Annotated in this window: 19 protein-coding genes; 11 read left to right on the top strand and 8 right to left on the bottom strand. The window is 74.6% G+C overall.

The window, feature by feature from the left end; all coding sequences use genetic code 11:
• Positions 1-115 precede the first annotated feature (115 nt).
• The 3 genes from AB0H57_RS20615 to gltX all read left to right on the top strand — a co-directional run bounded on the left by AB0H57_RS20615 (position 116) and on the right by gltX (position 4,227).
• Positions 116-1,450 (top strand): GH1 family beta-glucosidase, encoded by a 1,335-nt coding sequence (locus tag AB0H57_RS20615; protein ID WP_357508706.1) that lies wholly within the window; start codon positions 116-118, stop codon positions 1,448-1,450.
• The gene (locus AB0H57_RS20610; protein ID WP_357508704.1) at positions 1,447-2,724 is read left to right on the top strand and encodes an MFS transporter; all 1,278 of its coding nucleotides are present in this window, start codon (positions 1,447-1,449) and stop codon (positions 2,722-2,724) included. Before AB0H57_RS20615 ends, AB0H57_RS20610 begins: the two co-directional genes overlap by 4 nt.
• Positions 2,725-2,817: 93 nt before the next feature.
• Positions 2,818-4,227: a glutamate--tRNA ligase gene (gene gltX, locus AB0H57_RS20605; RefSeq protein WP_357508702.1), complete on the top strand. Its 1,410-nt coding sequence runs from the start codon at positions 2,818-2,820 to the stop codon at positions 4,225-4,227.
• Between the two features lie 27 nt (positions 4,228-4,254).
• On the opposite strand, the gene AB0H57_RS20600 is transcribed toward gltX, so the two are convergent.
• The 5 genes from AB0H57_RS20600 to AB0H57_RS20580 form a co-directional block, all read right to left on the bottom strand.
• On the bottom strand, positions 4,255-4,872 hold the full coding sequence (locus tag AB0H57_RS20600; protein ID WP_357508700.1) for a response regulator transcription factor: 618 nt from the start codon (positions 4,870-4,872) through the stop codon (positions 4,255-4,257).
• A complete protein-coding gene (locus AB0H57_RS20595; RefSeq protein WP_357508698.1) occupies positions 4,869-6,056 on the bottom strand; it encodes a sensor histidine kinase in 1,188 nt (395 codons plus the stop codon). Before AB0H57_RS20595 ends, AB0H57_RS20600 begins: the two co-directional genes overlap by 4 nt.
• Positions 6,053-6,871 (bottom strand): ABC transporter permease, encoded by an 819-nt coding sequence (locus AB0H57_RS20590; protein ID WP_357508696.1) that lies wholly within the window; start codon positions 6,869-6,871, stop codon positions 6,053-6,055. The genes AB0H57_RS20595 and AB0H57_RS20590 overlap by 4 nt, the downstream gene beginning before the upstream one ends.
• A complete protein-coding gene (locus tag AB0H57_RS20585; RefSeq protein WP_357508694.1) occupies positions 6,868-7,707 on the bottom strand; it encodes an ABC transporter ATP-binding protein in 840 nt (279 codons plus the stop codon). Before AB0H57_RS20585 ends, AB0H57_RS20590 begins: the two co-directional genes overlap by 4 nt.
• A gap of 111 nt (positions 7,708-7,818) precedes the next feature.
• Positions 7,819-8,358, bottom strand: coding sequence for a copper resistance CopC family protein (locus AB0H57_RS20580; RefSeq protein WP_357508805.1), 540 nt, complete (start codon positions 8,356-8,358; stop codon positions 7,819-7,821).
• 298 nt (positions 8,359-8,656) lie between these two features.
• Here AB0H57_RS20580 and AB0H57_RS20575 point away from each other — a divergent pair, with 298 nt between their 5' ends.
• Positions 8,657-9,319, top strand: coding sequence for a hypothetical protein (locus AB0H57_RS20575; protein WP_357508692.1), 663 nt, complete (start codon positions 8,657-8,659; stop codon positions 9,317-9,319).
• A 49-nt stretch (positions 9,320-9,368) separates the two neighbouring features.
• Here the strand turns inward: AB0H57_RS20575 and AB0H57_RS20570 are convergent, their stop codons facing one another.
• Entirely contained in the window at positions 9,369-9,686 is a 318-nt protein-coding gene (locus AB0H57_RS20570) for a hypothetical protein (RefSeq protein ID WP_357508690.1), read from the bottom strand.
• Between the two features lie 203 nt (positions 9,687-9,889).
• On the opposite strand from AB0H57_RS20570, the gene AB0H57_RS20565 reads away from it, so the two are divergent.
• The 6 genes from AB0H57_RS20565 to AB0H57_RS20540 all read left to right on the top strand — a co-directional run bounded on the left by AB0H57_RS20565 (position 9,890) and on the right by AB0H57_RS20540 (position 16,457).
• Entirely contained in the window at positions 9,890-11,089 is a 1,200-nt protein-coding gene (locus AB0H57_RS20565; protein ID WP_357508688.1) for a helix-turn-helix domain-containing protein, read from the top strand.
• Positions 11,090-11,224: 135 nt separating this feature from the next.
• Positions 11,225-12,394, top strand: a complete 1,170-nt coding sequence (locus tag AB0H57_RS20560) for an acyltransferase domain-containing protein (RefSeq protein WP_357508686.1) — start codon at positions 11,225-11,227, stop codon at positions 12,392-12,394.
• Between the two features lie 120 nt (positions 12,395-12,514).
• Complete coding sequence (locus tag AB0H57_RS20555; protein WP_357508684.1) at positions 12,515-13,459, top strand: beta-ketoacyl-ACP synthase III; 945 nt, start codon at positions 12,515-12,517, stop codon at positions 13,457-13,459.
• A gap of 85 nt (positions 13,460-13,544) precedes the next feature.
• Entirely contained in the window at positions 13,545-13,784 is a 240-nt protein-coding gene (locus AB0H57_RS20550; RefSeq protein WP_088972559.1) for an acyl carrier protein, read from the top strand.
• A 2-nt stretch (positions 13,785-13,786) separates the two neighbouring features.
• Positions 13,787-15,013, top strand: a complete 1,227-nt coding sequence (gene fabF, locus AB0H57_RS20545; protein ID WP_357508682.1) for a beta-ketoacyl-ACP synthase II — start codon at positions 13,787-13,789, stop codon at positions 15,011-15,013.
• Positions 15,014-15,035: 22 nt separating this feature from the next.
• The gene (locus AB0H57_RS20540; protein ID WP_357508680.1) at positions 15,036-16,457 is read left to right on the top strand and encodes a carboxyl transferase domain-containing protein; all 1,422 of its coding nucleotides are present in this window, start codon (positions 15,036-15,038) and stop codon (positions 16,455-16,457) included.
• A gap of 41 nt (positions 16,458-16,498) precedes the next feature.
• Here AB0H57_RS20540 and AB0H57_RS20535 read toward each other — a convergent pair whose 3' ends face one another.
• Positions 16,499-16,720, bottom strand: a complete 222-nt coding sequence (locus AB0H57_RS20535; RefSeq protein WP_357508678.1) for a hypothetical protein — start codon at positions 16,718-16,720, stop codon at positions 16,499-16,501.
• A 116-nt stretch (positions 16,721-16,836) separates the two neighbouring features.
• Between AB0H57_RS20535 and AB0H57_RS20530 the strand changes: the two genes are divergently transcribed.
• On the top strand, positions 16,837-17,547 hold the full coding sequence (locus AB0H57_RS20530; protein ID WP_357508676.1) for a class I SAM-dependent methyltransferase: 711 nt from the start codon (positions 16,837-16,839) through the stop codon (positions 17,545-17,547).
• 4 nt (positions 17,548-17,551) lie between these two features.
• Here AB0H57_RS20530 and AB0H57_RS20525 read toward each other — a convergent pair.
• The coding region (locus AB0H57_RS20525; protein ID WP_357508674.1) for a hypothetical protein at positions 17,552-18,851 on the bottom strand (1,300 nt) is incomplete at its 5' end.

Genomic DNA, 18,851 nt, shown 5'->3' with positions numbered 1-18,851 from the left:
GGGTTCGGAAAAGACACGCCGAAAACCCTTGCGCGCCGATCGTCGGCGGCCTATGGCGTCCGGCCCACCGAAGTCCTAGAGTTCCGAACACAATTCGCTTATTGCGGGAGGGTGGATGACGACCACGCCGATGCCCCCGTTTCCCGCCGGATTCCGCTGGGGCGTCTCCACCTCGGCCTACCAGATCGAAGGCGCCGCAGCCGCCGACGGGCGCGGACCGTCCATCTGGGACACCTTCGCCCACTCCCCCGGCCGGATCGCCGACGGCAGCACCGGCGACGTCGCCTGCGACCACTACCACCGGTACGCCGACGACGTCGCGCTGCTGGCCGGGCTCGGGGTGTCCGGGTACCGGTTCTCGATTGCCTGGCCCCGGGTGCAGCCCACCGGCACCGGCGCGGCCAACCCCGCCGGGCTGGACTTCTACGACCGGCTGGTGGACGCCCTGCTGGACCGGGGCGTCGACCCGGTGGCCACCCTCTTCCACTGGGACCTGCCGCAGGCGCTGGAGGACGCCGGGGGCTGGCTGGCCCGGGACACCGCCGCCCGCTTCGCCGAGTACGCCGAACTGGTCGCCGCCCGGCTCGGCGACCGGGTCAAGCTCTGGATCACCCTGAACGAGCCGTTCATCCACATGAGCCTCGGGCACGGCATGGGGGTGCACGCCCCGGGCCGGATGCTGCTCTTCGACGCCTTCCCGGTGGCCCACCACCAGCTGCTCGGCCACGGGCTCGCGGTGTCCGCGCTGCGGGCCCGCGGCAGCAGCCCGGTGGCGATCGCGAACAACTACTCCCCGGTCCGGATCGCCGGCGACACCGACGCCGACCGGGCCGCCGGGGCGGCGTACGACGCGCTGCACAACCGGCTCTTCACCGACCCGCTGCTCGGACTCGGCTACCCCGACGCGCCGGGCCTCGACCTCGGCGTGGTGCGCGACGGCGACCTGGCCGTGATCGCCGCCCCGATCGACGTGCTCGGGGTGAACTACTACAACCCGACCGGCATCCGGGCCGCCGAGGAGGGCTCGCCGCTGCCGTTCGAGATCGTGCCGCTGGACGGGTACCCGCGTACCGCCTTCGACTGGCCGGTCGTCCCGGACGGACTGCGCGACCTGCTCGTGGGGCTCCACGACCGGTACGGCGACACGCTGCCGCCGATCCAGGTCACCGAGAGCGGCTGCGCGTACGACGACACCCCGGACGCCGAGGGGCGGGTGCACGACCCGGAACGGATCGCGTACCTCGACGGGCACCTGCGCGCGGTGCGCGCGGCGATCGACGCCGGGGTGGACGTGACCGGGTACTTCGTCTGGTCGCTGCTGGACAACTGGGAGTGGGCCGAGGGGTTCAGCAAGCGGTTCGGGCTGGTGCACGTCGACTTCGCCACTCAGGCGCGTACCCCGAAGTCGTCGCACGCCTGGTTCCGGGATCTGATCCGGTCGGCACCGTGACCACGGTGAACCCGACGCCGGCGTCGCTGCCGGCGGCGCTGGCCGAACCGACCGTGCCGGTACGGCGGAGCTGGATCGCCCTGATCTTCGCGGCGAACCTCGGCGTCTGGATGGCCTTCTTCACTCCGATCCAGGTGCTGCTGCCGCAGCAGGTGGAGCGAATCGCGCCGGCCGACAAGGAGGCGATGCTGGCCGTCGTCACCGGCCTCGGCGCGCTCGCCGCGGTGCTGGCGAACCCGCTCGCCGGCGCGCTGTCGGACCGCACGGTGCTGCGCATGGCCGGCCGGCACCTCGGCCGGCGGCACGTCTGGACCGCCACCGGGGCGGTGCTCGGCGCGGCCGCCCTGGTACTGCTGGCCCGGCAGGACACCATCATCGGGGTGGCGCTCGGCTGGGTCGCCGCGCAGGTCTGCTTCAACGCGATGCTGGCCAGCCTGGCCGCGGCCATCCCGGACCGGGTGCCGGTCGCCCAGCGCGGCGGCGTCTCCGGCTGGGTGGGCATCCCGCAGGCGCTCGGCCTGGTGCTGGGCGCGGTGCTGGTCACCGCCGTGGTCACCGGCAACGCCGCCGGGTATGCCGCGATCGCCGCCGCGGTGCTGCTGCTGTCGCTGCCGTTCGCGCTGCTCACCGCCGACGACCCGCTGCCCCGGGAGCACCGGCCGGCGCTGCGGCTGCGGGCCCTGGCCGCCTCGATGTGGATCGACCCGCGCCGGCACCCCGACTTCGCCTGGGCCTGGATCACCCGGTTCCTGGTCCAGCTCGGCAACGCGCTCGGCACCCTCTACCTGCTCTACTTCCTCACCGACGGGGTCGGCGTGGCGGACCCCGAGGGCGGCCTGCTGGTGCTGATCCTGCTCTACACGCTCGGCATGATGCTCACCGCCGTGGTCGCCGGGCGGCTGTCGGACCGTTCCGGCCGGCGGAAGGTCTTCGTGATCACCTCCGGCGGGATCATGGCGGTCGCCGCGCTGCTGCTGGCCGTCGCGCCGGTCTGGCCGATGGCGGTCACCGCCGCGCTGCTGCTCGGCGCCGGCTACGGGGTCTACCTGGCGGTGGACGCCGCGCTGATCACCCAGGTGCTGCCCGCCGCCACCGACCGGGGCAAGGACCTCGGCGTGATCAACATCGCCAACTCGGCGCCGCAGGTGCTCGGCCCGGCGCTGTCCGCCCCGATCGTGGTCCATCTGGGCGGTTATCCGGCGCTGTACGCGGCCACCGCCGCGGTCACCGTGCTCGGCAGCGTCCTGGTGCTCAAGATCCGCTCGGTGCCCTGACCCTCAGCTGTTAGGCGGGGGCCCCGCCTATCCAGAATGCGTCAACAAGGGGCCCCTCCTTGTCCGCTGGCCGGCGGCCGTAGGCTGGGGGACGTGACGGTACGTGTACGCTTCGCCCCTTCCCCGACCGGAATGTTCCACGTCGGTGGCGCCCGCTCGGCCCTGCAGAACTGGATCTACGCCAGGCAGCACGGCGGGGTGTTCGTGCTCCGCGTCGAGGACACCGACGCCGCCCGCAACAAGCCCGAGTGGACCGAGGGCATCCTGTCGGCGCTCGACTGGATCGGCATCGAGCGGGGCAGCTACGAGGGCCCGTACTTCCAGTCGTCGTACGCCGCTGAGCACCGGGCCGCGGCGCAGCGGCTGCACGAGGACGGCCGGGCATACTACTGCGACTGCACCCGGGAGGCGGTGCAGGCCCGTACCGGTTCCCAGTACCAGGGCTACGACGGCTTCTGCCGGGACCGGGGGCTGGTGGCGGGACCGGGACGCGCGCTGCGCTTCCGCACCCCGGACGAGGGCGAGACCGTGGTGGTCGACCTGGTCCGCGGCGAACCGACCTTCGAGAACAAGCTGATCGAGGACTTCGTCATCGCCCGGGGCGACGGCTCCCCGGTCTTCCTGCTCGCCAACGTGGTCGACGACATGTCGATGGGGATCACCCACGTCATCCGGGCCGAGGAGCACCTGCCCAACACGCCGAAGCAGCAGCTGCTCTGGGACGCCCTGGGGGTCAAGCCACCGGTCTGGGCGCACGTGCCGGTGGTGGTCAACGAGAAGCGGCAGAAGCTGTCCAAGCGGCGGGACAAGGTCGCCCTGGAGGCGTACCGGGAGGAGGGTTACCTCGCCGCCGCGATGCGCAACTACCTGATGCTGCTCGGCTGGGCGCCCTCCGGCGACCGGGAGATCGTGCCCTGGTCGGTGATCGAGGCGGAGTTCCGGTTGGCGGAGGTCAACCCCTCCCCGGCCTTCTTCGACGAGAAGAAGCTGCGCGCGTTCAACGGCGAGTACATCCGCGCGCTGCCGGTCGACGAGTTCGTGGCGGCCTGCCAGCCCTGGCTGACCGGCACCGACACCATCGCGCCGCCGCCGTGGCAGCCCGAGGAGTTCGACGCCGCCGCGTTCGCCGCCGTGGCGCCGCTGGCGCAGACCCGGATCGCGGTGCTCAGCGAGATCGTGCCCAACGTCGACTTCCTCTTCCTGGCCTCGCCGCTGATCGACGAGGCGGCCTGGGCCAAGGCGATGAAGGAGGGCGCGGCCGAGCTGCTGGACGCGGCGGTCGCCGCGTTCGAGGCGCTGGCGTCCTGGGACGCCGACTCGCTCAAGTCGACGCTGGAGGCGGTCGGCGCCGAGCGCGGCCTCAAGCTCGGCAAGGCGCAGGCGCCGGTCCGGGTGGCCGTCACCGGCCGGACCGTCGGCCTGCCGCTCTTCGAGTCCCTGGAGGTGCTCGGCCGGGAGCGCACCCTCACCCGGCTGCGCGCCGCCCGCGTCCGCCTGCCCTGACCGGTCCGCGGTCGCCCGGCCGGCGGGTCAGAGCAGTCCGGCGGCCATCGCGGTGGTGACCGCCGCGGTGCGGTCGGAGACGCCGAGCTTGGCGAAGCTGCGCAGCAGGTGCGTCTTGACGGTCGCCTCGCCGATGTGCAGCTCACGCCCGATCTCGGCGTTGGACAGGCCCCGGGCGACGAGCCGCAGCACCTCGATCTCGCGCGGTGACAGCGACTCCCGGGCGGGGCGGCGCACCTGGTGCAGCAGCCGGGTCGCCACGGACGGGGCGAGCACGGTGCCGCCCCGGGCGGCGGTACGCACGGCCTGCACCAGATCGGCCCGGGAGACGTCCTTCAGCAGGTAGCCGGCGGCGCCGGCCTCGACGGCCCGCAGGATGTCGGCGTCGGTCTCGTAGGTGGTCAGGACCACCACCCGGGTGGCCGGCGCCGCGACCAGGACCTGCGCGGTCGCCGTGACACCGTCCAGGCCGGGCATCCGCAGGTCCATCAGCACCACGTCGGGCCGCAGCGCCCGCACGGCGGTCACCGCCTCCGCGCCGGAGGCGGCCTCGCCGACCACGGCGAGGTCCGGCTCGCCGTCGAGCATCCCGGCCACCCCGGCGCGGACCACCGGGTGGTCGTCGACCAGCAGGATCGAGATCACGGGTACGGCACCTCCACCCGGACCGTCGTGCCGTCGCCCGGGGCGGAGCGTACGGCCAGTCGGCCGCGTACCTGTTCGATCCGGGCGCGCATGCCGGCCAGCCCGTACCCCCCGCCCGGCTCGTCCGGGTCGAAGCCGGCGCCGTCGTCGACCACCTGGAGCACGACGGCGTCCGGGTGGTGCTCCAGCAGCACGGCCACCGTGCCGGCCGCGGCGTGCCGCCGGGCGTTGGTCAGGGCCTCCTGGGTGGCGCGCAGCAGCACCACCTCCACCGGGGTGGGCAACGGCCGGTCGGTGTCCGGCACGGCGCAGGTGGCCGGCAGGCCGGTCTCCCGGGCGAACCGCTCCACCAACCGGCGCAGGGCCTCGGCCAGCGACGAGCCGGCCAGCTCACCGGGGGTGAGGGCGGCGACGAGCGTGCGCACCTCGGCCAGGTTGTCCCGCGCGGTGTCGACCGCCAGGTGCAGGTGCCGGCGGGCCGTGGCCCGGTCGCGGTCCAGGTCGGCCTCGGCGGCCTGGATCAGCAGCACCACGCTGGACAGGCCCTGGGCGACGGTGTCGTGGATGTCGGCGGCCAGTCGCTGCCGCTCGGCGGTCACCCCGGCCTGGCGGGACAGCCGGGCCACCTGGTCGCGCGACCGGCCGAGCTCGGCGATCAGCTCGGCCCGCCGTTCACTCTCGGCGACGGTGTGCTGCGACCAGACCCCGACCATCGACACCACGGCCGCCACCAGGGCCGCGATCAGCGCCGGCCCGGTGACGTCGGTGAGGTCGTCGGCGCGCGCCGCGAGGACCACCACGTGCACGGCGTTGAGCGCCAGCACCGTGCCGACCGCCGGCACGGCGGGCAGCACCATGAACGCCTGCGGGCAGAGCGCGAAGAGCAGGAAGCTCGCCGAGGTGGAGGCCAGCACGGCGGGCACGTAGAGGACGAGCACGCCGGCCAGGTAGAGCCAGCCGCGCCGGTCCTCGACCCCGTCGCGCATCAGCGGCCGGCCGAAGGCGACATACCAGGCGGTGAGCGCTCCGAACAGGACCACCGCCGTGGCCCGGTCGGCGCCCGGTCGGGTGGGGTCGGCGGCCACGGCGGCGCCGACCCCGAGCACGGTGACCGCGAAGTAGCCGTCCCACAGGGGAAACCGGGCCGTCCAGCCCGAGGCGGGCACCGACGTGGTGCCGCTCACCGGTCCCGCCGACTGCGCCAGCGGAACGTGGTCAGACACAGGACGAGGCCTCCGATGCACCAGGCGGCGAGCACGAGCCCGGTCCGGCCATGCTCCCAGGAGGGTACGACCTCCTGGGGCAGGATGGTGTCCGGCAGGAACACCGACCGGAAGCCCTGCGCCATCCACTTGAGCGGGAACAGCGAGCCGGCGGTGACCAGCGGCGCGGGCAGGTGGCCGACGGGGGTGAGATAGATGCCGGAGATGAAGGCCAGCACCAGGTAGGGCAGGTTCATCACCGCGCCGGCGCTGCGGACCGACCCGGCGAGGCTGCTCGCGGCGATGCCCAGCAGCGTGCAGGCGGTGACCCCGAGCAGGAACACCCAGGCGAAGGTGAACCAGCGGGCCGGATCCGCCGGCAGCGCCAGGTCGAAACCCAGCACCCCGATCGCCAGCAGCAGCCCCGCCTCGACAACGGTGATCAGCAGCGCCGTCACCGCCTTGCCGAGGAAGTACGCCGACGGCGGCATCGGCATCCCGCGCAGCCGCTTGAGGGTGCCGTCGTCGCGGTCCGCGGCGATGCCCGAGCCGATGTTGACGAAGGTGGTCGAGGCCACCCCGGCGGCGATCATGCTGGGCGCGAGGTACTGGGCCGCGGTCACGTCGCTGCCGGGGTAGACGCCGTCGAAGATCGAGCCCAGCAGGACGAAGATCACGATCGGCAGCGAGAAGGTGAAGACGACCGCGTCCCGCTCGCGGAAGAACGTCCTCAGCTCCACACCGGCGCGGTGCAGGCCGAGCAGGACGGCGGACCGACGGTGGTCGAGGGTGCTCACGAGTGGCCTCCGATCAGGTCCAGGTACACGTCCTCCAGGCTGGGCCGGGTCACGGTCAGTCCCGGCACCGGGCCGCCGTAGCGGCGGGTCAGCTCGGCGACGAGGCCGGCCGGGTCGTCGGTGTCCCGCACGCCGTCGGCCCAGCGCACCACGGAACGGGCGCCCGCCCGGCCACCGAGCGTCGCCGGCTCGCCCTCGGCCACCACCCGGCCCGCGGCGATCACCACGATCCGGTCGGCCAGTTCCTCGGCCTCCGCAAGGTGGTGGGTGGTCAGCAGGACCGTGGTCCCGTCGTGGCCGGTCAGGGATCGGATGAGCGCCCAGAACCGGCGGCGGGCCTGCGGATCGAACCCGGTGGTGGGCTCGTCGAGGAAGAGCAGCCGCGGCCGGCCGACGACGCCGATCGCCACGTCGAGGCGGCGACGCTGCCCGCCGGACAGAGCCCGGACCCGGGCGCCGGCCTTGCTGGTGAGCCCGACCAGCTCGATCGCCTCGTCCGGGTCGCGGGGCCGGGGAAAGTAGCGGGCGAAGTGCCGCACGCTTTCACGTACGGTCAGTTCGCCGAGGTCGGCGCAGTGCTGCGGGACGATCCCGATCGCGGCCCGCCAGTCGAGCCCCACGTGGCGGGGGTCCCGGCCGAGCACCGTGACGTCACCGCCGTCGCGGTCCCGGTGGCCCTCCAGGATCTCCACGGCGCTGGTCTTACCCGCGCCGTTCGGGCCGAGCAGGGCGAGCACCTCGCCGGTGGCGACGTCCAGGTCGAGGTCGGTCAGGGCGGTCACGGGTCCGTACGCCTTGCGGAGTCCGCGCACCCGTACTGCGGGGTTTCCGGTCATGCTCCGATCGTCGGTCCGGGGTGGAGCCCGCCGGGACGACCGGGTGACGGAACCGCGATGTCCGTCGACCGGTGGACGGCGGCGTCGGTGCCGGGCGCCGGCCGGACCGGATCAGCGAGCCCGGCGCCGGCGGACGAACACGGCCGCCGCCAGCACGGCGAGCACGGCCACGGCGATCAGCGGCCCCCGCCAGCGGGCACCGTCCCCGGTGGACGCGCCGGTCGCCACCGGGTCGGCGCTGCCCGGGGCGGCGCTGGCGGTCGGGGCGGCGGTGGCCGACGGCGCCGGTGCGGACGGGGCCGGCTGGGGCGCCACGGAGGGCGAGGCGGTCGCCGTGCCAGTGGTGACGGTGAACCGTACCTCGCCCTTGATCGGGTGGCCGTCGGCCGAGCCGACCTGGTAGCCGACCACGTACGCCCCGGCCGGGCCCGCCTTCAGCGGCACCAGGACCCGGCTGCCGGCGAAGCGGGGCGCGCCCCCGGCGGCCGGCGCGTCGCCCGGACCGGTCACCGTGATGGTCGTGTTGTTCGGGTCCAGCTTCGCCAGGAAACGCAGCTCGACCTGCGCCGGGGCGGTCGTCACCCGGGCACCCTTCGCCGGGGTGCTGCCGGTGAACGAATTGTGCGCGGCCGCCGGCGCGGCCGGGATCATGAACGACACGCCAAGCGCCACGCCGAATACGACTAGCCACTCACGAGCAAGCCGTGCGACCCTGCCCCCCATGAACCCCTCCGCAACGGTACGATCCGCCCACCGGTCCGGGGGGCTGACAGTTAGTCGGGCCGGGTTCCCAGATAGTTCCAATTGGCGTTCCAGCAGATGCAACCGAGTGACGTTCCACGGAGTCTTTCTGGTGGTGACCGGATAGGGTCCGGTGACCGCCGGCGATCGACCTGACGCGTGACCGGCAGCAGAGCCATCCATCGATACCGGGGGCGAGGAGGCAGCGATGGTCCGACGGGTGAGGTGGTGGGCCACCGTGGTGATCGGCGGCATGCTGGCGGGCGCGATGGCGGTGACCGGACCGGCCGCGGCGGACCCGACGAACCCGGTGTCGAAGCCGGGGCCGACCGCCGGGGTCCAGATCAGCGGCGACGGAATGGACGAGCCGTTGCGGCTGCGCTCGCCCGAGCAGCGTCCCCAGGTGCTGGCCGTCATCGACCAGGTCGACTGGATCAGCCGGGTGGGCCGCGCCAAGGCTCCCGCCAAGGCCGACCTCGGGCGCAAGTTCACCGTGGTGGTGTACGTCGGTGACAAGGCCACCCGCAGCTTCGACCTCTACCCCTACGCCAAGGGCGGGCCGCGGATCTACCGGCCGGCCAAGCAGCCCGGGGCGCGGGCGGTCAACGCCGGCTGGTTCCTCGGCCGGCTGAACATGTCGGAGACGCTGCGCAGCGTGGGCGTGCCGGTGGAGCGGACCTTCGACACCATCTCCGGCGGCGTCGGCGCCGGCGAGCGGGTCATCCCGGAGGACGCGCTCAACCCGGCCGGGGAGATCGACGACGCCCTCGGCGAGCTGCGCCGTCTGCTGCTGCTCAACGTCTCGGTGGTGCTGGTGATCACCGTCGGCATCGCCGGGATCGCCTGGCTGATCCGCCGCCGTACCCGCTGAGCGGCGGCCACCGAAAAGCGCCGACCAGCCCGGCCGGCACCCAAGCGGGTCAGCACCAGCGACGCGGCGGCCGTTCCCGGCGGTGCACGCGCTGCCGCGGGCGGACCGGGCCGTGCCGGTGCGCCCCGGCCCAGCCGGCGATCTCGTTGCGGCAACCGGTCGGCTCGGGCTCGGCGGCCGGTGGCTCCCCGCCGCGCTGCCGGGGCAGCTGCGGGTCCTCGTCGGCGCGGCCGGCCGGGCCCGACGTCTCGGCCGGGTACGGCGTGCCGGGCAACCGCCGGTGGTGCTTGCCGCCGTTGGGGTGCTCCTGGTGGCCCGGGCGGCAGGACTCGCCCTGGGTGCAGCCGTCGGCCTCACCGTGCGCCATGCCGGCCTCCTCACCTGTCCCCAACCCGCCGGACGGTCGCCCCGACGTGCCCTGACACCGTACTGGCCGGCTCCGACGGCTGGTGCGGCGGTTACCCCTGCTCCCGGGCCGGCCCGCCTGGTGGAGATCATCCCGCGGGTCGGGACGCCGGCCGGCCCGGGCCGGGGTGCAGCGGCCACCGGCCGACGTGTCAGGCTGGACGGGTGAGCGAGCCGGGCGGGAGTGAACTGTCGGCCACGCTGCGTCGCATCGAACGCGCGGCGGGGGCGCTGGCCACCGCGAGCGTGGCGCGGATGGACGAGTCGCTGCCGTGGTTCCGGGAGCTGCCGGCCGACCAGCGGTCCTGGGTCATGCTGGTGGCCCAGGCCGGCGTCCGGTCGCTGGTGCAGTGGCTGCACTCGGGCGGCGGCACCGTGGACAGCACCCAGGAGGTCTCCGACGAGGTCTTCGCCACCGCACCCCAGGCGCTCGCCCGCTCGATCACCCTCCAGCAGACCGTCGCGCTGATCAGGGTGACCATCGAGGTGGTCGAGGAGCAGGTGTCCCGACTGGCCGCGCCGGGCGAGGAGCAGCAGCTGCGGGACGCGGTGCTGCGCTTCTCCCGGGAGATCGCCTTTGCCGCCGCCCGGGTGTACGCCCGGGCCGCGGAGTCGCGCGGCTCGTGGGACGCCCGGTTGCAGGCCCTGCTGGTGGACGCGCTGCTGCGCGGCGACTCCCCCGACGTGCTGGCCAGCCGCGCGGCCGCGCTGGGCTGGACCGACGCGCCGCCGGTGGCGGTGGCGGTGGGCCGCTCCCCGGGCGGCGAGGTCGCCGCCGTGTTGCACACCGTCTACCGGCACGCGCGGCGGATCGGCGTCGAGGTGATCGGCGGCGTGCACGGCGACCGGCTGGTCATCGTGCTGGGCGGCGCGGCGGACCCGGCCGGCGCCACGGAGAAGCTGCTGCCGGCGTTCGGGGACGGGCCGGTGGTGGTCGGCCCGGCGGTGCCCAGCCTCGACGAGGCGACCGACTCGGCCCGGGCGGCGCTGGCCGGCTTCCGGGCCGCCCCGGCCTGGCCCACCGCGCCCCGCCCGGTGGCCGCCGGTGACCTGCTGCCGGAGCGGGCCCTGGCCGGTGACGGTGAGGCGCGCCGGCGGTTGCGCCGGGACGTGTACGCGCCGCTGGTCCGCGCCGGGGGCGAGCTGCTGGAGACGCTGGACGCCTTCTTCGCCGCCGGCGGCACGCTGGAGAGCGCCGCCCGGGCGCTCTACGTGCACCCCAACACGGTGCGCTACCGGCTGCGCCGGATCGCCGAGGTGACCGGCTTCTCGCCGCTGGTCCCCCGGGACGCGTTCGCCCTCCAGGTGGCCCTGACGGTGGGCCGGCTGGACCCGGTGGTCCCGCTGGCCCCGACCCAGACATGAGGCCCAGTAGCCGGCAAACCGGTACAGACGACTGATCATCGCCGCCGATCTTTGGAGGAACCCTCCAAAGGTTCTAGTACGGTTTGGTGGCACTCGTTACAGCGCGACCCATGAGTATCCGTCAGAGTCATAGACGTGCTCGCCGTACTCTCTCCCGGCCAGGGTTCCCAGAAGCCCGGCTTCCTGACCCCCTGGCTCGACGTGGCCGGCGCCGAGGCCCGGCTGCGCTGGTTCTCCGCGCTGGCCGGGGTGGACCTGGTGCACCTCGGCACGAAGGCCGACGCGGAGGAGATCAAGGACACCGCGCGCACCCAGCCACTGCTGGTGGCCGCGGCCCTGCTCGCCGCCGAGCACCTGCCCCTGCACGACGTCGCCCTCACCGCCGGCCACAGCGTCGGTGAGCTGGGCGCCGCGGCCGTCGCCGGCGTGCTGTCGCCCGAGGCGGCGATCACCCTGGCCGGGGTACGCGGGCGGGAGATGGCCGCCGCGTGCGCCCTGGAGCCGACCGGCATGGCCGCCGTCCTCGGCGGCGACCCCGACGAGGTGCTCGCCGCGATCGGGGCGCACGGGCTGCACCCGGCCAACCGCAACGGCTCCGGCCAGGTGGTCGCCGCCGGTTCGATCGCCGGGCTGGACAAGCTGGCCGCCGAGCCGCCGGCGAAGGCCCGGGTCATCAAGCTCCAGGTGGCCGGCGCCTTCCACACCCCGTACATGGCCCCGGCCGAGGCCGCCCTGGCCCGGGTCGCCGCCGGGATCGTCCCCGCCGACCCGGCCCGCATCCTGCTGTCCAACCTCGACGGCGCCGCGGTCAACCACGGTCGCGAGCTGGTGCAGCGGCTGGTCCGCCAGGTCACCGCGCCGGTGCGCTGGGACCTGTGCATGCGTACGCTGGCCGACCTCGGCGTCACCGGGGTGATCGAGCTGCCGCCGGCGGGCACCCTCGCCGGCCTGGTCAAGCGGGAGCTCAAGGCCACCGGCGCACCCGAGATCGTCACCCTGAACACCCCCGACGACCTGCCCGCCGCGCGTGACCTCATCGCCCGGCACAGCGGACTGCGCGGCCACGAGCCGGTGATCCAGTTCCGGGTGGTCGTCTCTCCGGCCGCCGGCACCTTCGCCCCCGCCACGGGGCTCGCCGAGGGTGCCGACCTGCGGGCCGGCCAGGTGATCGGCCAGGTTGCCACCCGACAGGGGGCGGTCGAGGTCACCGCGCACGACAGCGGGCTGCTCACCGAGTGGCTCGCCCACCACGACGACCCGGTCGCTCCGGGCCAACCCCTCGCCCGCATCGGAGGACCCGCGTGAGCCCTCGGCCGTCGCCGGGCCCGCGTACCCCGCGGTCGCGAACGAAAGGACAGCACTGGTGAGCGCGAGGAACGAGCCGGGCCTGCGAGTCCCGCAGTCGCGAACGAAAGGACAGCACCGATGACCGGCAGCCGGATCGTCGCGCTCGGGCACTACCAGCCGTCCCGGGTGGTGACCAACGACGACATCGCCCAGCTGGTGGACACCAACGACGAGTGGATCAGGGACCGGGTCGGCATCGTCAGCCGGCGGATCGCCGGTGACGAGACGGTGGCCGACATGGCCACCGCCGCGGCCGGCAAGGCGCTGGCCAACTCCGGGCTCACCGCCGCCGACATCGACCTGGTCGTGGTCGCCACCTGCACCTCGATCGACCGCAGCCCGAACGTCGCCTGCCGGGTCGCCGCCAAGCTCGGCATCACCGCGCCGGCCGCGTACGACCTCAACACCGCCTGCTCCGGCTTCGCGTACGCGCTGGGCACCGCCGACCACGCGATCCGCGCCGGCGCCGCCCGCAACGCGATCGTGATCGGCGCCGAGAAGCTCTCCGACTTCACCGACTGGACCGACCGGTCGACCTGCATCATCTTCGCCGACGGGGCCGGGGCCGCGGTGGTCACCGCGACCGCCGACGGGGAGCCGGCCGGGGTGGGCCCGGTGGTGTGGGGCTCGGTGCCGGAGAAGAGCGACGCGGTACGCATCGAGGGCTGGCGGCCGTACATCGCGCAGGAGGGCCAGGCGGTCTTCCGCTGGGCCACCACCGCGCTGGCGCCGCTGGCGTTGCAGGCCTGCGAGAAGGCCGGCGTCGCCCCGGCCGAGCTGGCCGCCTTCGTGCCGCACCAGGCCAACGCCCGGATCATCGACGGCATCGTGAAGCGGCTGAACATCCCGGACGCGATCGTCGCCAAGGACATCGTCGAGTCCGGCAACACCTCCGCGGCGAGCGTGCCGCTGGCCCTGTCCAAGCTGGTCGAGCGGCGGGCGGTGCCCAGCGGCGCCCCGGTGCTGCTGTTCGGCTTCGGCGGCGGCCTGACCTACGCCGGTCAGGTCGTCCGCTGCCCCTGAAGACCCCCGCGGGCGAACGCGCCCGCAGGAACGACGGCCGGCGTCGCCGGTCGTCAGGAATCCCCGATGAGAGGAACGAACCGCAATGACCCGTGACGAGATCACCGCCGGCCTCGCCGAGATTCTCGAAGAGGTTGCCGGGGTGAACCCGGACGACGTGGCCGAGGGGAAGTCCTTCACCGACGACCTCGACGTCGACTCGCTCTCCATGGTGGAGGTCGTGGTGGCGGCCGAGGAGAAGTTCGGCGTGAAGATCCCGGACAACGAGGTGCAGAACCTCAAGACCGTCGGGGACGCAGTCAGCTACATCGCGGCGCAGTCCTGATCATGGCGCGCACCGACGTCGTCGTCACCGGGCTCGGCGCGACCACCCCGCTGGGCGGGGACGTCGCGTCGACCTGGGACGCCATGCTCGCCGGCCGCTCCGGGGTGAGTGCGCTCACCCAGGAGTGGGCCGGTCAACTGCCCGTCCGGATCGCCGCCCAGCTCGCGGTCGAGCCGTCCGAGGTGCTCGACCGGGTCCGGCTGCGCCGGCTGGACCGCTCCGAGGCGATCGCGCTGATCGCCGCGCAGCAGGCGTGGGCGGACGCCGGCCTGGCCGACTCCGGGCTGGACCCGGAGCGGCTGGCGGTCAGCGTCGGCTCGGGCATCGGCGGCGCCACCACGCTGCTCGCCCAGGACGACATCCTGGAGGCCTCGGGCCCGCGGCGGGTCTCCCCGCACACCGTGCCGATGCTGATGCCGAACGGCCCGGCCGCCTGGGTCGGGCTGGAGCTCGGCGCGAAGGCCGGCGTGCACGCGGTGGCCAGCGCCTGCGCCACCGGCGCGGAGGCCATCGCGCTCGGCCTGGACATCATCCGCGCCGGCCGGGCCGACGTGGTGGTGGCCGGCGGCACCGAGGCGGTCATCCACCCGCTGCCGATCGCCGGCTTCGCCTCGATGCGGGCGATGTCGACCCGCAACGACGAGCCGGAGAAGGCCTCCCGCCCGTGGGACAAGGGCCGGGACGGCTTCGTGCTCGGCGAGGGCGCCGGTGTGGTGGTGCTGGAGAGCGCCGCGCACGCCGCCGCCCGCGGCGCCCGGGTGTACGCCCGGCTGGCGGGCGCGGGGATCACCTCTGACGCGTACGACATCGTCCAGCCGCACGCCGAGGGCGAGGGGGCGATCCGCGCAATCCAGAAGGCGCTCGCCGACGCCGACGTCGCGAAGATGGATGTCATGCACGTCAACGCGCACGCCACCTCGACTCCGGTGGGCGACATGCTGGAGATCGGCGCGCTGCGCAAGGCGGTGGGCGACCACCCGGTGCTGTCCGCGACCAAGTCGATGACCGGGCACCTGCTCGGCGCGGCCGGGGCGCTGGAGTCGATCGCCACCATCCTGGCCATCCGCGACGGGGTCGTCCCCCCGACGATCAACCTGGACGACCCGGACGACGGCCTGACCCTGGACGTGGCCGCGCACAAGCCGCGTCACCTGGAGATCCCCGTCGCGCTGAACAACGCCTTCGGTTTCGGCGGGCACAACGTGGCTCTCGTCTTCACGCGGGCCTGAGACCACAGCCTTGGAGGCCGGAGTGACCAGCACCGCTGTCGGCCGGGGAACGTCCACCGCGGATCATCGCGATCCCGAGGTGCGGTTGCGGGCCCTGTTCGACGCGGGGTCGCTCCGGCTCTCCGGGCCGCGGGACGCCTCCGGCGTGCGGTGGGCGCGGGGTGAGGTCGACGGGACGCCGGCGGTCGCGTACGTCACCGACGCCACCCGGATGGGTGGCGCGATGGGCGTCGACGGCTGCCGGCACATCGTGGACGCGATCGACACCGCGGTTCGGGAACGGGTGCCGGTGCTGGGGCTGTGGCACTGCGGCGGCGCCCGCCTCCAGGAGGGTGTGGTCGCCCTCGACGGGGTCGGGCAGGTGTTCGCCGCGATGGTCCGCGCCTCGGGGCGGGTGCCGCAGATCTCTGTGGTGCTCGGCCCGGCCGCCGGTGGTGCCGCGTACGGGCCGGCGTTGACCGACATCGTGGTGATGAGCGGAGCGGGGCGGATCTTCGTCACCGGCCCAGAGGTGGTCCGCTCGGTCACCGGGGAGCAGGTCGACATGGAACGCCTCGGCGGCCCGGAGGCGCACGGCCGCCGCTCCGGGGTCGTCCACGTCACCACCGCCGACGACGACTCCGCGCTGGTGGCGGCCCGCCGGCTCGCCGCGCTGCTCGGCCGGCAGGGCCGGTTCTCCCCGGACGACGTGCCGGTCGGCGACGAGGACCACGACCTGACCGCGCGGATGCCGGCGCAGGCCAACCGGGCGTACGACGTGCGGCCGGTGGTGACGGCGCTGCTCGACGCCCCCGGGGTGGAGTTGCACGCCAAGTGGGCGCCGAACGTGGTCACCACGCTGGGCCGGTTCGCCGGCCGCACGGTGGGCGTGGTGGCCAACAACCCGCTGCGGCTGGGTGGCTGCCTCGACGCGTCCAGCGCCGAGAAGGCCGCCCGGTTCGTGCGGATGTGCGACTCCCTCGGTGTGCCGCTGGTCGTGCTGGTCGACGTCCCCGGCTACCTGCCCGGCCTCGGCCAGGAGTGGGACGGCGTGGTGCGGCGCGGCGCGAAGCTGCTGCACGCCTTCGCCGAGGCGGTGGTGCCGCGGGTGACCCTGGTGACCCGCAAGGCGTACGGCGGCGCGTACATCGCGATGAACTCCCGCTCGCTGGGCGCCACCGCCGTGTTCGCGTGGCCGAACGCGGAGGTGGCCGTGATGGGGGCCAGCGCCGCGGTGAACGTGCTGCACCGCAAGCGGCTCGCCGCCGCCCCCGCCGAGGAACGCGAGGCACTGCGGGCGCAGCTGGTCGCCGAGCAGATCCGGGTGGCCGGTGGGGTCGACCGGGCGCTGGAGATCGGCGTGGTGGACGACGTGATCAAGCCGGCGGAGACCCGGCGCCGGATCGCCGAGGCGCTCGCCGACGCGCCCGCCGCCCGGGGCGCGCACGGCAACATCCCGCTGTAGCAGTCGCGCGTACCCCGCCGACGGTTTGACCCGGGCGCGGGTCAGCCGCGGTTGCGCGGGTGCTGACGGGCCTGCCGCTCGTTGCCCCGGCGGTAGTTGCCGGTCCACCGGGCCATCACCAGCTGCGGATCGTCGGCCACCTCGGCGAGGAACTCGGCGACCCGCGCGCCACGCAGCGTGCCGGCCGGCCGGCCATGATGGGTGATCACCACCGTGCCGTCCGCCCGTTCGACGTACTCGAAGCCGTCCGCCTGCCGTCCCATGACGGTCAGGGTGCCAGCGCCGGCGCCGGGCCGCATCCCGGTTTCCACCGGGCCCGCGCGACGGGGCTCCGGCCGTTAGGGTGAGGGCCGCCGAGCACCCCGCCGAGGAGTACGCCGTGGAAGCAACCGAGATCCGCAAGCTCGCCGCGCTCGAGGACACCCACTGGTGGTACCGGGAGCGGCGGGCCCTGCTGGCCCGGGCGCTGCGCCGGCTGGCCGCCGCTGGCGTGCGGCCGGAGCGGGCGCTGGACATCGGCGCGGCCGGCGGTGGCAACACCCGGGTGCTGCGCGCCCACGGCTGGCGCCCGCTGGCCCTGGAATACAGCGCGGACGGCGCCGGGGTGGCCCGCGAGCGCGGGCTGGACGTGATCCGGGCCGACGCCCGGCACCTGCCTGTGCCGTCGGCGGCGCTGGGCCTGGTGGTGGCCTTCGACATCCTCGAACACTTCGACGAGGACCATCTCGCCGCCGCCGAGATCCGCCGCACCCTGCGCCCGGGCGGCACCGCGCTGATCGCGGTCCCCTGTGACATGCGGTTGTGGTCGGCGCACGACGTGGCGGTCGGGCACGTCCGCCGGTACGACCGGGAGTCGCTGCGCGCGGTGGTGGAGAAGGCCGGCCTGGTGGTCGACGGGCTGTGGAGCTGGAACGTGGTGCTGCGCCCGGTGGCCGCCTGGCGGCGCCGCCGGTCCACCGGCAGCGACCTGGACGACCTGCACCCGGTGGTGAACCTGGGCCTGCGGACGATCATCACCGCCGAGCGGTACCTGCCGGTGCGGTCGCTGCCCGGGGTGTCGCTGATGCTGCGCGCCCACCGCCCGTCCTGACCGCTCAGCGCAGCCGGTAGACGGCCACCCGGGAGTTGGCGAAGCGGAGGTCGGCCAGGCTCGCCAGGGCCGGCGCCTCCGGGGCGACCTGCCGGTCGACGACCAGCCAGCGCACCGCGTACCGGTCGCGCAGCTCGGCCAGGCCGGCGGCGGTGGGCGCGGTGAACGCGGCGTCGTTGCGGCGCAGCAGGTCCTGGTCCCAGAACGGCGCCGCCACCCCGCCCGGCAGGCCGACCATCCGGGGGGCGAAGGCCCAGCCCTCCACCAGCACCGACCGCTGCGCGTACCCGCTCAGCCAGAACAGCCGCGCGTCGCACCGGCCGTCCCGCAGCACCTGCCGGCAGTGCGCGTTGGTGGCCAGCACGTCGCCGGGCGCGCTGTGCCGGTGCACCCAGCGGGCGCCCTCCACGAGGGAGGCCGGCATCGACGCCAGCGCGTACGCCCCGCCGTTGGGCTGGGCCCGGGCCGCGGCGACGTCGAGCACCAGGCCCGGTGCCCCGGCCACCAGCACCCCGGTGAGCAGCACCAGCCCGCCCCGGCCGGCCAGGCTCCGCCAGCGCCGGGCCAGCAGCCACCACAGCGCCCCCAGCAGCAGCGCGAGCAGCGTCAGCGCGCCGGCCCAGCGCAGCAACGGCAGCAGCCGGTCGAACCGCGGCCCGACGGCCGGCGCCACCGGGTAGCCGAGCTGGACGGCGGTGAGCAGCGCGGCGAACCCGGCCGCGGCCACGCCGAGCGCCACCCGGCCGCGCCGGGACAGCGCGGCCCGGTCGGCCACCTCCACGAAGCCCCAGGCGGAGAGGAGCACCCCGAAGGCGAACCCGGCCCGGGTGAAGTACTGGTTGCTGTTGCCCGGATGGCGCAGCATCAGGTGGATGGCCGGGCCGGCAAGCGCGCCGCCGAGCAGGAACAGCTGCGCCCGTTCCAGCCGGAGCCGCCGCCGCCACAGCAGCGCCGGGATGCCGGCCAGGCGCAGCTGGAGGCTGAGCAGGAAGGCCAGCACGGTGCCGGCCCAGAGGGCCGCCGGCGAATGTTCCTCGGCGGCAGCGGTGTAGACCCGGAGGCTGTAGAACGGATCGACCGCCACCCCGTGGTTGGCGAAGGCGAACAGCACCGCGGTGGCGAAGAGCTGCGCGGCCAGGGCGAGCAGGACGAGCAGCGGCACGGTCCAGGTCAACCGCCGGGTCAGCAGCAGCCCGGCGGCGGTGAACGCCAGCGCGGCCAGCACCACCGGCACCGAGCTGGCCTTGGCCCCGGTCGAGGCGGCGAGAAAAAGCACCACCAGCACCCACGCGCCCCGGCCCAGC

Origin of the sequence: Micromonospora sp. NPDC050686 (assembly GCF_040654475.1) — a bacterium.
In the GTDB taxonomy this organism is placed as follows: Bacteria; Actinomycetota; Actinomycetes; order Mycobacteriales; family Micromonosporaceae; genus Micromonospora.
The sequence above is the reverse complement of the archived record's forward strand: the minus strand, read 5'-3'. Positions and strand labels throughout refer to the sequence as shown.